Here is a 12,254-nt window from a genome sequence, read left to right on the forward strand (position 1 = left end):
GTCATGTTCCTTTGGAAGGTTGGCCGTGCGGTACCCGTGACCAGGCCCTGGGCGACTTCATCAAGAACTTGCAGCGTCCGGGAGTTCAGGCGCCGATGGCCCGGATCGTCTCGCGCACCATCGCCAGCTCCTCATTGGTGGGGATCACGAGGATCTCGACCTTGGACTCCGGCGTGGAGATGCGGCGCGGCTGCTTGGAGCGGATCGCATTGGCCTGTTCGTCGAGCACGGCACCGAAGTAGCCGAGCTTGTCGACGACCATCTTGCGCACGTCGGAGGCGTTCTCGCCCACGCCGGCGGTGAAGGTGATGGCGTCGATGCCGCCCAGGTGGGCGATGTAGTTGCCGATGTAGCCCACCAGGCGGTGCACGTAGACGTCCATGCCGAGCTTTGCGTCCTCGTCCCCGGCCGCGATCAGGGCCGAGATGTCGCGCATGTCGGTCTTGCCGGTGAGGCCGAGCATGCCCGAGCGCTTGTTCAGCAGGGTGTCGATGTCGGCGACGTCCAGGTTCAGCTGCCGTCCCAGGTAGGCGTGCAGGCCGGGGTCGACGTCACCCGAACGGGTGCCCATCACCAGGCCCTGCAGTGGCGTGAGGCCCATCGTCGTCTCGATCGGCTGGCCGCCATCGATGGCCGACAGCGAGGCGCCATTGCCCAAGTGGCAGACGATCTGCTTGATCTCGCAGATGTCACGGCCCAGGAACTCGGCCACCCGGCCGCTGACGTACTGGTGCGAGGTTCCGTGGAAGCCGTAGCGGCGGATGCTGTGCTGCTTGGCCAGCTGGCGGTCGATGGCGTAGGTGTAGGCCTCGGGGGGCAGGTTGGAGAAGAAGGCGGTGTCGAAGACGGCCACGTGCGGCACCGAGGGCAGGATCTCCATGGCGGCGCGGATGCCCGAGATCCCCGGGGGGTTGTGCAGCGGGGCCAGCCCGGACAGGTCCACCAGCTTCTGGATGACGGCGGAGTCGATGACGGCGGTGGAGTTGAACTCCTCGCCGCCGTGCACGGTGCGGTGACCCACGGCGACGGCGTCGCGGATCTCGGGACCGTGGCGGTGGAACATCTTGACGACGGCGGCGATGGCCTCGGTGTGGCTGGGGAAGTAGGCCTCGTCGTGGAACTCCTCGCCACCGACCTCGTGGTCGATCGTTCCCGGCGTCGGATCCCCGACCTTCTGCACCAGTCCAACGGCCATCACGCTCTCGGTGTCGGCGTCGATCATCTGGTACTTGATGCTGGACGAACCACAGTTCAGCAGCAGGATGGGCTTCGGCATGCTGTCAGCCTAGTGTGCGGCACAGAGGCATGTTCACCCGGTCGGCCAGTTCTGGGGCGGGACCGTCTGCTCGTCCTGTGGCACGAGCAGGAGCACAGAGAAGCCCCCGGGTCTAGCGTGGGGGCAGCGGCGCAGAACGGCCTGCGCCACCGTCCAGAGGAGTCCGTCGTGGCCACGCACCGCACGAGCGCCCGGGAATTCGTCGACCTGGTGGTCGACGAGGGCACCTTCCATTCGTGGAACCGTCCCGCCCCCGCACCCGCCGACCCGGTCTATGCCGCCGAGCTGGCGCAGGCCCGGGAGAGGTCCGGCCTGGACGAGGCGGTGCTCACCGGGCGCGCCCGCCTCGACGGCCACGAGGTGGTGCTGGTGGTGGGGGAGTTCGCCTTCCTCGGCGGCTCGGTGGGCCATGCCACCAGCGACCTGGTGCTGCGGGCCGTCACCCGCGCCACCGACGCGCGGCTGCCGCTGCTGGTGGCCCCCTGCTCGGGCGGCACCCGGATGCAGGAGGGCACCGCCGCCTTCGTGCAGATGGTCAAGATCGCCCACGCCGTGCAGACCCACCGACGGGCCGGACTGCCCTACCTGGTGCACCTGCGCCATCCCACCACCGGCGGGGTGCTGGCCAGCTGGGGCTCGCTGGGGCAGTACACCACGGCCGAGCCGGGGGCGCTGGTGGGATTCCTGGGGCCTCGCGCCCAGCAGGCCATCACCGGGGAGCAGTTGCCCGAGGGGGTGCAGCGTGCCGAGAACCTGCAGTCCCGGGGCATCGTCGACGCGGTGGTCCCCGACGCACAGCTGCGCGGCGTCTGGGCGCGGCTGCTGGCCGCCCTGGGCACGCCGGCGGTCGAGGCCCCCAGCATCGACCGGGAGGACAGCACGCTCGCCGTCGCGGCAGACTCGTGGGAGGCCGTGCAGGCCAGCCGGCAAGACCAGCGCCCCGGCCTGGCCGAGCTGGTGCACTGGCAGACATCCGACGTGGTGTGGTTCTCCGGGGCCGGCGACGGCACGGTGGACGGGGCGGTGCGAGCCGGCCTCGCGCGGATTGCGGGACGCAGCGTGGTGCTGGTGGGCCATGACCGCACCGTGCCCGTCGAGGAACGAGCCGTCACACCGGCAGGCCTGCGCCTGGCGCAGCGTGCCTACCGCCTGGCCGCCGAGCTGGGACTGGCGGTGGTCAACGTCATCGACACACCCGGAGCGGCGCTCTCGCAGCAGGCCGAGGAGGGTGCGCTGGCGGCCGAGATCGCCCGCACCCTGGGGCTGCTGGCCGACCTGGAGGTGCCGACGGTCTCGGTGCTGCTCGGCCAGGGCGGGGGAGGGGCCGCGCTGGCGCTGCTGCCGGCCGACCGCACCCTGTGTGCCGCCAATGGCTGGCTCGCACCGTTGCCGCCCGAGGGGGCCAGCGCCATCCTGCACCGCGACGGCTCCCGCGCCGACGAGATGGCCCGACGGCACCGGCTCTCGGCCGCCGACCTGCATGCCGACGGGGTGGTGCACGAGGTGCTGGGCGAGCCCTCGCCGATGGACGGCGAGGTCTTCAGCGCCGTGGTGGCCGAGGCCGTCGGCCGTCACCTGGCCGAGCTGGAGGCGCTGGAGCCCGCCCTTCGGCTGGAGCTGCGCCACGAGCGCTTCCGCCTGCTGGGCTGAGCAGCCAGGGTCAGTACTGGGTCCCGCCCATACGCTGGGCCTGCTGCTGCAGTCGCATGATGCGGTCGGCCGTCGGGGGATGGGTGGTGAACAGCTGGCGCGCGTTCAGGCCCCCGAAGGGGTTGGCGATCATCATGTGGCTGGCATTGGCCAGCTGACGGGTGGGCTGCAGCGGAGCCATCTCCACGCCGCGCTCGATCTTGGCCAGGGCACTGGCCAGGGCCAGCGGGTCACCGGTGAGCTCGGAGCCGTCCTCGTCGGCGTCGAACTCGCGGGTGCGGCTGATCGACATCTGGATCACCGAGGCGGCCAGGGGAGCCACCAGTGCGGCCACCAGCACCCCGAGGCCGGAGCCGCGGTTCTCGTCGCTGCGTCCGCCGGAGAACATGGCGCCGAAGCTGAGCATCTGGCCCACCGAGCTGATCACACCGGCGATGGCGGCGGCCACCGAGCTGGTGAGGATGTCGCGGTTGTAGACGTGCATCAGCTCGTGGCCGAGCACGGCGCGCAGCTCGCGCTCGTCGAGCAGCTGCAGAATTCCCTGCGTGCAGCAGACGGCCGCGTGCTGCGGGTTGCGTCCGGTGGCGAAGGCATTGGGGCTGGCCGTCGGGCTCATGAACAGCCGTGGCATCGGCTGCCCTGCCTTGCCGGAGAGCTCCTCGACGATGCGGTACATCTCGGGTGCCTGCTCACGGCTGACCGGCTGGGCCCCCATCGCGCGGATCGCCAGCTTGTCGGAATTCCAGTAGCTGTAGAAGGTGGTGGCCACACCCATCAGGGCGAAGATCCAGATGAAGCTGGAGTTGTTGGTGAACGTGGCCATCGCGCCGCCGACCAGCAGCAGCAGGCCGAAGATGCCGCCGAACAGGGCCGCGGTCTTCAGTCCGTTGAAGTGCTTGTGCATGTCTCCCAGAACACCATGGCGCGCCAAATCCTTCCGTGAGGCCGGGCCCGGATGCCAAGGGGGACAGGGGGGGCAGGAATGCCACGAGGGGCCGCCCGGATCGGACGGCCCCTCGTGGGGTGGTGCGTGATGGCTCAGAGCTCGCGCAGCGGCGATCCTGCGCCGGCCGGACGCTCCTGCGCCTGGATGGCGGTGATGGCGACGGTGTTGACGATGTCGTCCACGAGGGCACCACGCGAGAGGTCATTGACCGCGCAGTTGAGGCCCTGCAGCACCGGCCCGACGGCCAGGGCACCGGAGGTGCGCTGGACTGCTTTGTAGGTGGTGTTGCCGGTGTTCAGGTCGGGGAAGATCAGCACCGTGGCGCGTCCTGCCACCTCGGAGCCGGGCATCTTCTTGTTGCCGGTGGCGGGGTCGACCGCGGCGTCGAACTGGATCGGTCCCTCGACGAGCAGCTCCGGGTCCTTCTCGCGCACGATCCGGGTGGCCTCGCGCACCGCGTCGACGTCCGGGCCGGAGCCCGACTCGCCGGTGGAGTAGGAGATCATCGCCACGCGCGGCTCGATGTCGAAGGCCTTGGCCGTCTGCGCCGAGCTGATGGCGATGTCGGCCAGCTGGTCCGGGTTCGGGTTCGGGTTCACGGCACAGTCGCCGTAGACGACGACCTTGTCGGGCATGCACATCAGGAAGGAGCTCGAGACGACGTTGACGCCCGGCTTGGTCTTGATGAACTCCAGGCTCGGACGGATCGTGTTGGCGGTGGTGTTCACCGCACCCGAGACCATGCCGTCGGCCATGCCGAAGTGCACCATCATCGTGCCGAAGTAGGACAGGTCGGCCATCCGCTCCTTCGCCTGCTCGAAGGTGACACCCTTCTTGGCGCGCAGGCGGGCGTACTCGGTGGCGAACTTGTTGAGCAGCTCGTCGTCGGAGGGGTTGACGATCTTGGCGGCCGACAGGTTGACGTCGAGCTTGCGGGCCCGCTGGTTGATCTCCAGCGAGTCTCCCAGCAGGACGATGTGGGCCACATTGCGCTCCAGGATCTCCGCGGCGGAGAGCAGGATGCGGTCGTCGGAGGCCTCCGGCAGCACGATGGTGCGCATGTCGTGGCGGGCCTGGTTCATCAGCTGGTTCTCGAACATGAGCGGGGTGCGCAGCTCGCTGGGGTGACGCTCCAGCGAGTCCAGCAGCTGGGCCGCGTTGATGTTGTCGGTGAACAGTCGGCGCGACAGGTCCATCTTGCGCGGGGAGCTGGTGCGGGTGCCCTCGAGGCGTGCCAGGCGCTCGGCGGCCGCCAGCGTGGTCACCGTGGTGTAGGCGATGGGCAGGCGCTGGTCGATGGTCTGCAGCAGCTCGCGGATGCTCTCGGGAACCTCGTAGCCGCCGGTCAGGATGATGGCGGCCAGGTCGGGGAAGTCGTTCGAGACGTGGGCGGCCACCAGACCGGGCAGCAGGTCGGTGCGGTCGGCCGGGACGACGACCGTCTGGTCCTTCTCGAGGCGCTTGAGCAGGTTCGGCAGGGTCATGCCGGCCACCAGGATGCCCAGCGACTCCTTGCCCAGCTCACGGCTGCTGCCGCTCCACATCGTGGCCTGGAGGGCCTCCACCTGCATCTCCACTGTGGGCGCGGCCAGCTGGCTGGTCTCGGGCAGGACGCCGGTGACCAGGTCGGGGCGCAGGCCGGCCAGCGCGATGCGTGCCTCGTCGGCCAGCTTCGGGTCGACGCGGGTGGCGATGACGCCGAAGATCGAGTTGTGCGAGGCGGTGAACTCCTTGAGGCCCACCTCGGCGGAGCGCTTCACCTCGTCGACGGTGCGGTTCTTGCCGCGCACGGCCAGCAGCACCGGGGCGTTGAGGTTGGCGGCGACGCGGGCGTTGAAGTTCATCTCGATGGGGGCCGAGACATCGGCGTGGTCGGAGCCCACGATCACCAGCGCGTCGTACTTGTCGCGCAGCTGGTCGTAGCGCTCGACGATCGTCGACATGGCCTGGTCGGGATCCTCGGCCAGTTCGGCGTAGCTGACACCGATGGCATCGTCGTACGACTGGGGCACGGCCTTCTGGGCCACCAGCGTGCGGGTGACGATGTCGTCATCGGCGTGCTTGACCAGCGGGCGGAAGACCCCGACGGACTTCACGGAGCGGGCAAAGGCTTCGACGAGTCCAAGAGCGATCGTGCTCTTGCCGACTCCACCTTCAGAGGACGCGATATAAACGGCTTTGGTCACGTCCCGAGACTATCCCCTCGCACTGGCCGTCCCAACCGGGGGAGCCGCACTCGCGAGTGGCTTGGCCCTCAGCGAGCGGCGGCCCCCGGCATGCCGTGCTGGACCAGGTGGCCGATGGCCAGGCCGGCCACCAGGCACAGCGCCCCGCCAGTGAGCACCAGCCAGTCGGCGCCGCGCAGGGCCGCGGTGACGAAGACCAGCAGCAGCCCGGGCGCGTAGGCCAGCCAGAAGGCACGGGTGAGGGGCAGGGTGCGGGCTGCGGTGCTGCGGTGCGCGGCGACGAAGCGGGCGAAGACGCCGATGCAGATGGCCACCACGACCAGGCCCAGCACGATCGCCACCGCCGGCACGAAGATCATCCACAGGGCCGCCGCCAACGCTCCTGCCAGCCCGAGCAGGACGAAGTGGAAGGCATACTTGCGGGTGGTTCGGGCGTCGATGGCGCGCACGCCCTCGCTGTCGGCGAGGGTGCCGGGGTTCTGGTTCATGTGTCCAGTCTGGCAAAGATCGCGGCGGGCGATGATTCGCACCCGTGCCCGATGTCGGAGCCGGTGGGTAGGCTCGAAGCATGATCCAGCTCGGTGCCCACGTCGACCAGACCAACCCGATTGCCGAGGCCGCTGCCATGGGGGCGACGGCCCTCCAGTTCTTCCTGGGGGACCCGCAGGGGTGGAAGGGGCCGAAGATCGCTTACGAGGGCGGTGCCGAAGCCCTGCGCGCCGATGCGCAGGAGGCAGGGGTCGAGCTGTGGATCCACTCGCCCTATGTGATCAACCTGGCGAGCACCAACAACCGCATCCGCATCCCCTCGCGCAAGCTGCTGCAGCAGACCGTGACGACCGCCGCCGAGATCGGCGCCGCAGGGGTCATCGTGCACGGCGGCCACGTCACCAAGGACGACGATCCGGCGGTCGGTTTCGACAATTGGCGCAAGGCGATCGACGGGCTCGACATGGCCTGCCCGGTGCTGATCGAGAACACCGCCGGCGGCCAGAACGCGATGGCCCGCCGTCTGGAGCGCATCGACCAGCTGTGGACGGCGATCTCCAGCGCCAAGGGCTTCGAGCAGGTCGGTTTCTGCCTGGACACCTGCCATGCCCACGCCGGCGGCAACGAGCTGGTCGGATTGGTCGAGAAGGTGAAGGCCATCACCGGGCGCATCGACCTGGTGCACTGCAATGACTCCCGCGACGCCTTCGACTCCGGCGCCGACCGCCATGCCGCCCTGGGGCAGGGGCAGGTGGACCCCGAAGGGCTGGTCGAGGTGGTCCGGCTCGCCGGATCGTCGATCATCCTCGAGACCCCCGGCGACGCCGCATCGCACGCCACCGAGATCGACTACCTGAAGGAGAAGCTGGCCTGAGGGCCGCGAGCGCATGACCATCGACGAGAACACCACCGCACCAGCAGCCACAGCAGCACCAGGAGAGGGCTACCACCTGGCCAGAATGCTGGCCCACTCCGCCGAGCGCTTCGACCAGCTGCCCGCCTACCGTACCCAGGGGGCCGACGGCAGCTGGCAGACCACCAGCTACCGCGACTTCCACGCCCAGACCCAGCAGATGGCCTGCGCGCTGGTCGGCCTGGGCCTGCAGCCCGGGGATCGGGTGGCGATCTTCAGCGCGAACCGTCCCGAGTGGTCGATCACCGACTTCGGGACGCTGGCGGCCGGCGGCATCGTCGTGCCCATCTTTGCGGCCTCCAGCGCCCACGAGGTGCGTCATGTGCTCGACGACTCGGGCGCCCGGATCGTCTTCGTCGGCAGCGCGCGCGAGGCGGAGGTGCTCGGACGGGCACTGGCCGGGGCCTCCGAGGCCTTCACCGTCGTCGGCTTCGACGAGATCGACGGGCTGGACTCCTTCGAGCGCGTGATGGCCGGCGCCGACCTGTCACTCCTGCCTGAGGTGGAGGCCCGCACCGTCGCAGGCTCGGCCAGCGACATCGCGACGATCGTCTACACCTCGGGCACCACCGGGCGCAGCAAGGGCGCGATGCTCACCCATGGCGGCTTCGGGCAGCAGTCCGAGGCGATCGACGACTGCTGGGACTTCCGCCCCGGCGACCAGTCGCTGTGCTTCCTGCCGCTGGCGCACTCCCTGGAGCGGCTGTGGACCTTCCACGTCTACCGCTCTGGCTGCCTCAACACCTACTGCACCGTCCCCAAGCAGGTGGCCCATCTGCTGGCCAAGGCACGCCCCAACCTGCTGGTGAGCGTGCCGATGCTCTTCGAGAAGATCATGGCCGGCGCCAAGGAGCAGGCCTCCAGCCCGGTGGCCGCACGCACCATGCGGTGGGCCCTGCGCGTCGGGGGACAGTGCCAGCGCGCCCACCGCAAGGGCAAGCGGCCCCACCTGTGGTGGCGCTCCCAGCTGCCGCTGGCCGACAAGCTGGTGCTGTCGAAGATCCGCGGCGCCGTCGGGGGAAACAAGAAGCTGATGGTCAGTGGCGGGGCGCCGCTGCGCCGCGAGGTGGAGGAGTTCTTCTCCGCCGCGGGAATCCTGCTGGGGCAGGGTTATGGCCTCACCGAGGCGGGCCCGATGATGACCATCTACCGGCCCGATCACTACAAGCTGGGCACCGTCGGCTTCTGCATCAAGGGTGGAGAACTCGGCATCGGTGCCGGTGGTGAGGTGCTGGTGCGCGGCGGCAGCGTGATGAAGGGCTACTGGAACCAGCCCGAGGCCACCGCCGAGGCCATCGACGCCGACGGCTGGCTCCACACCGGCGACGTCGGCTATGTGGACCCCGACGGTTTCGTCACCATCACCGACCGGATGAAGGACCTGATCGTCACCGCCAATGGCAAGAACGTCGCCCCGCAGGCGGTGGAGGCGGCGCTGATGGCCGATCCGCTCTTCGAGCAGGCTGTCGTGGTGGGTGACGCCCGGCCCTGCCTGGTGGCGATCCTGCAGCCGAGCCCCCAGGGCTGGGAACAGATCGCCGTCGAGCTGGGCCTGGAGGGACTCCCGCCGGAGCAGCTGGCCGTCGAGCCACGGGTGCGTGAGCACCTCAGGGAGCGGGCGGCCGTGCTGACCCAGGACCTGGCGCACCACGAGCAGGTGCGTGACGTCGTGCTCAGCCATGGGCGTATCACGATGGCCAGCGGATTGGTCACCGCCACCATGAAGGTGCGGCGACGTCTTGTGGGCAAGGAATTCGCAACCGAGGTGGCCGAGACCTACCGGGAACTGGCGGAGCGCAGACGACGCAGCTGAGGCTTCGCGGGCCCCTCAGCCGGTGGCGGAATGTGGTGGCTGGCGTGGTGAATGTCGTGATCAGGTGCCACAATCTAGGAGTCCTTCCTACGGCACCGTAGGTTTCACTCCTCCTGGAGGATCGCAATGGAGCATCTCGCCCACATGTTCCGCTCGACCGTCGCCGAGCACGGTCAGCGGCCCGCCACCCGCATCCGCCAGGACGACCACTGGCTGGTGCAGAGCTTCGACGAGCTCGACGCCGCCGTGCGCCGCAGCGCCGCCGCACTGGTCCATGCCGGGGTCAAGGCAGGCGACCGGGTGGCGATTTTTGCCAACAACTGCCCCGAATGGCTGCAGGTCGACTTCGCCTGCATGACCATCGGCGCCATCCCCACCCCGATCTATGCCACCAGCACGCCCGAGCAGATCCGCCACATCATCAACGACTCCGGCGCCAGCTTCGCCTTCGTCGGCGGCCCCTCCGAGGCCGAGCGCTGCCACTCGGCCCGCGACCAGATGCCCAGCCTGCTCGGCATCGTCAGTTTCGAGGCGACCGAGGTGGACCAGGTGCGCAGCCTCGCCGACTTCGACGCGCTGGAGGGGGCCGACCTCGACGCGCTGACCGAGGAGGTGGAGCGCCGCTTCGCCGCCGTCCGCCCCGAGGACCTGGCCCGCATCATCTACACCTCCGGGACCACGGGCGATCCCAAGGGCGTGATGCTCGAGCACAAGGCCGTGATGGCCCAGAGCGCTGCGCTACGCAAGGGCCTGCCGATCACGCCCGAGGACCACTCGCTGTCCTTCCTGCCCTTCTCGCACGCCTTCGAGTTCGCCTTCACCATGCTGAACCTGGAGTGTGGCGCGATGGTGACGTGCGTTCCCAATGCCAAGGACGTGGCCGACCAGCTGGTGCTGGCCAAGCCGACCCTGATCGCCAGCGTCCCCAAGCTCTACGAGAAGGTCTACGCCACCGCCCACGCCAAGGTGGCCGACGACCCTGTGCGCAAGCGCATCTTCGACTGGGCCCTGAGGGTGGGCGGCCAGTGCCAGCGCGCCCACCGCAAGGGCAAGCAGCCCAACCTCTACTGGCGTTCCCAGCTGCCGCTGGCCGACAAGCTGGTGCTGTCCAGCATCCGCGAGGCGATGGGCGGCAACAAGACTGTCATGGCCTGTGGCGGGGCGCCGCTGCGCATCCAGGTGGAAGAGTTCTTCTCGGCTGCCGGGCTGCTGATCCTGCAGGGCTACGGTCTGACCGAGGCCTCTCCGCTGGTGAGCTTCAACCAGCCCACCGGTTTCCGTTTCGGCACCTGCGGCCCCGTGATGGACGGCGGTGAGATCGGCATCGGCGAGGGCGGGGAGATCCTCTTCCGTGGTCCCAACGTGATGAAGGGCTACTGGAACCAGCCGGAGGCCACCGCCAAGACCATCGACGAGGACGGCTGGCTGCACACCGGCGACGGAGGCTACGTCGACAACGACGGCTACCTGGTGATCAATGACCGCCTGAAGGACATCATCGTCACCCTCAACGGCAAGAACATCGCCCCGCAGCCCATCGAGGGACTTCTGCTGGCCGATCCGCTGTTCGAGCACGCCGTGCTCCTGGGTGACAACCGGCCCTGCCTCACCCTGCTGGTGAAGCCATCGGCCCCGCACCTGGCCGAGATCGCCGAAAAGCGCGGCATCACCTACACCAGCCCGACCGAGCTGATGGAGAACTCCGAGGTGGTCGAGGAGGTCCGCCAGCGCGTGCAGGCCCTCACCGCGAAGCTGCCCAGTCACGAGCAGATCCGCGACCTGCGCGTCCTGCTCGACGAATTCACCATGGACAATGGCCTGCTCACCCCGACGCTCAAGGTGAAGCGTCGCGAGGTGGAGAAGCGCTTCAGTGACATGGTCGACGAGATGTACGCCAAGCTGGCCGAGCGTCGCAAGGGCGGCCAGAGCAGCTGATCCTGCGGCGGGGTCAGTCCTCGTCGGGGTCGGCCAGGCCGAGCTGGACGTCCTCGGCGTCCTGCTCGGCCTGTTCGTCGGCCTCCAGCGCCTCGATCCGGTCCTCGTCGTCCATCCGGTCGGCGGGGCGGAAGCACACCTCGGCGGCGCGGCAGACGCGCGCGTCGACCTCGGGCAGGTTCGTGGTCCACACCAGCCGGTTGGCCAGTGCCACCAGCTGTTCGGCGGTGAAGTGCAGCTGCTCGTAGGAGCCTTCACGGGTGGTGTGCGCGTCCTCGATCAGCGTGACGTCGTAGCCACGGTGCAGGGCGCCCATCGCTGTGCTGTGCACGCAGGAGTCGCTCTGGGCGCCGGTGATCCACAGGTGGCTGGCGCGGGCCTCGGCGAGCACGTCGTCCAGGTCTGTGTGGCTGAAGGAGTCGCCCCAGCGCTTGTCGACGACGATCTCGCCCGGTTCGGGCACCAGCTCGGGCACGACCTGCCAGCCCGGGCTGGCGGCGTCAAGGCCGCTCTCCTGGTGCCGCACCCAGACCACCGGAGTCCCGGCGATCCTGGCCCGGGCCACCAGGTCGGCGATGGTCTCGACGCCCCGGTGCGGCTGCCAGCACCGGGCCATCACGTCCACCTGGACGTCGACGACCAGCAGGGCATCGCCGGTGCGGCTGGTGAAGGTGGTCATGCCGGGCTCCTCACGTCGGGATGGGCACGATCCTAGGGGGGCTGGGCTGTGGTCAGAGGGTCCGGGAGAAGCGCCACTCGATGGTATTGGTCCAGGTTTGGCCGGGGCGCAGCCCCGCACTGCGGCTCCAGTCCTGGTTGGGGGAGTTGGGGTGCTGGTGTGGTTCCAAGGCGACGGCGTCGCCCTGGCGCAGGCGCTGGCCTGAAGCCGGTACCCAGGAGCCGTCCAGGAAGTTGCCCGTGTAGACCTGTAGCGCCGGTTGGTCGCTGAACAGGTCCAGCGCGATACCGGTGGCCGGACACTCCAACCGGGCATGACGACGCATGCCTTGACCGCGCACCTCGAAGGAGTGGTCGATCCCCTTGGC

At 69.2% G+C, this 12,254-nt stretch carries 9 protein-coding genes and 1 pseudogene; 4 read left to right on the plus strand and 6 right to left on the minus strand.

Annotated elements, in window-relative coordinates:
- Positions 1-85 precede the first annotated feature (85 nt).
- Entirely contained in the window at positions 86-1,276 is a 1,191-nt protein-coding gene (locus tag ACHFFZ_RS02320; protein WP_394275054.1) for an acetate/propionate family kinase, read from the minus strand.
- Between the two features lie 168 nt (positions 1,277-1,444).
- Here ACHFFZ_RS02320 and ACHFFZ_RS02325 point away from each other — a divergent pair, with 168 nt between their 5' ends.
- On the plus strand, positions 1,445-2,926 hold the full coding sequence (locus ACHFFZ_RS02325; RefSeq protein ID WP_394275055.1) for a carboxyl transferase domain-containing protein: 1,482 nt from the start codon (positions 1,445-1,447) through the stop codon (positions 2,924-2,926).
- A 10-nt stretch (positions 2,927-2,936) separates the two neighbouring features.
- Here the strand turns inward: ACHFFZ_RS02325 and htpX are convergent, their stop codons facing one another.
- From htpX to ACHFFZ_RS02340, 3 genes are all read right to left on the minus strand, one after another.
- Positions 2,937-3,830 (minus strand): zinc metalloprotease HtpX, encoded by an 894-nt coding sequence (gene htpX / locus ACHFFZ_RS02330; RefSeq protein WP_394275056.1) that lies wholly within the window; start codon positions 3,828-3,830, stop codon positions 2,937-2,939.
- Between the two features lie 134 nt (positions 3,831-3,964).
- Positions 3,965-6,058, minus strand: a complete 2,094-nt coding sequence (gene pta, locus ACHFFZ_RS02335; RefSeq protein ID WP_394275057.1) for a phosphate acetyltransferase — start codon at positions 6,056-6,058, stop codon at positions 3,965-3,967.
- 68 nt (positions 6,059-6,126) lie between these two features.
- The gene (locus ACHFFZ_RS02340) at positions 6,127-6,546 is read right to left on the minus strand and encodes a hypothetical protein (protein ID WP_394275058.1); all 420 of its coding nucleotides are present in this window, start codon (positions 6,544-6,546) and stop codon (positions 6,127-6,129) included.
- Between the two features lie 80 nt (positions 6,547-6,626).
- Here ACHFFZ_RS02340 and ACHFFZ_RS02345 point away from each other — a divergent pair, with 80 nt between their 5' ends.
- The 3 genes from ACHFFZ_RS02345 (at position 6,627) to ACHFFZ_RS02355 (ending at position 11,208) form a co-directional block, all read left to right on the plus strand.
- The gene (locus ACHFFZ_RS02345; protein WP_394275059.1) at positions 6,627-7,421 is read left to right on the plus strand and encodes a deoxyribonuclease IV; all 795 of its coding nucleotides are present in this window, start codon (positions 6,627-6,629) and stop codon (positions 7,419-7,421) included.
- A gap of 13 nt (positions 7,422-7,434) precedes the next feature.
- Entirely contained in the window at positions 7,435-9,273 is a 1,839-nt protein-coding gene (locus ACHFFZ_RS02350; protein ID WP_394275060.1) for an AMP-dependent synthetase/ligase, read from the plus strand.
- Positions 9,274-9,399: 126 nt separating this feature from the next.
- Positions 9,400-11,208 carry an AMP-dependent synthetase/ligase gene (locus tag ACHFFZ_RS02355; RefSeq protein WP_394275061.1) on the plus strand — a complete coding sequence of 603 codons (1,809 nt, stop codon included), beginning with the start codon at positions 9,400-9,402 and terminating at the stop codon, positions 11,206-11,208.
- Between the two features lie 13 nt (positions 11,209-11,221).
- On the opposite strand, the gene ACHFFZ_RS02360 is transcribed toward ACHFFZ_RS02355, so the two are convergent.
- Both ACHFFZ_RS02360 and ACHFFZ_RS02365 read right to left on the minus strand, forming a co-directional pair.
- Positions 11,222-11,887: an isochorismatase family protein gene (locus ACHFFZ_RS02360; protein ID WP_394275062.1), complete on the minus strand. Its 666-nt coding sequence runs from the start codon at positions 11,885-11,887 to the stop codon at positions 11,222-11,224.
- A gap of 52 nt (positions 11,888-11,939) precedes the next feature.
- A pseudogene (locus tag ACHFFZ_RS02365) lies at positions 11,940-12,254 on the minus strand (hypothetical protein); the annotation flags it as partial.

Origin of the sequence: Luteococcus sp. (assembly GCF_043424415.1) — a bacterium.
Lineage (GTDB): Bacteria > Actinomycetota > Actinomycetes > Propionibacteriales > Propionibacteriaceae > Luteococcus.